This window comes from Aurantimonas sp. A3-2-R12 (assembly GCF_036016755.1).
Lineage (GTDB): Bacteria > Pseudomonadota > Alphaproteobacteria > Rhizobiales > Rhizobiaceae > Aurantimonas > Aurantimonas coralicida_A.
Genome location: NZ_JAYXIH010000137.1, coordinates 1 through 864 on the forward strand (window position 1 = coordinate 1; position 864 = coordinate 864).

The 864-nt window shown below is 67.7% G+C and carries 1 pseudogene; it reads left to right on the forward strand.

Annotation, left to right across the window (positions count from 1 at the left end):
- Window positions 1-864: pseudogene (locus VSX60_RS22425) on the forward strand (Ti-type conjugative transfer relaxase TraA); the annotation flags it as partial.

The following is an 864-nucleotide window of genomic DNA, read 5'->3' on the forward strand; positions in this document are numbered from 1 at the left end:
AGGACGTGCGCGTCGCCGTCGAACGCGGCGCGCGCAGCTTCGCCAGTGGAGACCGCGTCATGTTCCTGCGGAACGAACGCGGCCTTGGCGTGAAGAACGGTACGCTCGGCACCATCGTTGAGGTCGGCGCGCAGAGCATGTCGGTGCACGCCGATGACGGGCGCCGTATCTCATTCGACCTGAAGGACTACGACCGCATCGACCACGGCTATGCGGCGACCATCCACAAGGCGCAGGGCATGACGGTGGATCGAACGTATGTGCTGGCAACACCGGGCCTGGACGCGCACAGCAGCTATGTCGCCCTGTCACGGCACCGCGATGGCATGAAGCTGCATTACGGCCGCGACGATTTTGCCAGCCAGGACAAACTTGTCCGCACCCTGTCGCGCGACCGGGCCAAGGACATGGCATCCGACTACGAGCAGATCGACCCGGCGCGAGATTACGCCGAACGGCGCGGCATCACTTTCCGCGCCCGTGTCGCGGAGATCGTGCGTAAGGTCGTGCCGGAAAAGGTGCGCGGCATGTTCGACGGGTTGCGCCTGCCCGCCGATGGCGGACAGGGGCCGGAACGGGCAGCGCCGTCGCCGGGCGCTGGCGAAGTGCAGGGGCCGGTACGGGAAAGCGCTGCGGCAAAGGTCCGGCGGACGACGGATGCGCCTGAAAGAGCCGTGGCGGCGGACCGGGAGGCGGCGCTGCGCAAGGCCCGCACCGATGCGCTCATCCGTCATGCCCGCGCGGTGGACGCGATATTCAGCGCCGAAGATGCGGGCGGCAAGCGAAGCCCGGACCAGATGCGGAAACTTTCCGACGCTCGCAAGGCTTTCGAGGGCGTGCGGCCTCATGGCTGGCGGGATGCGG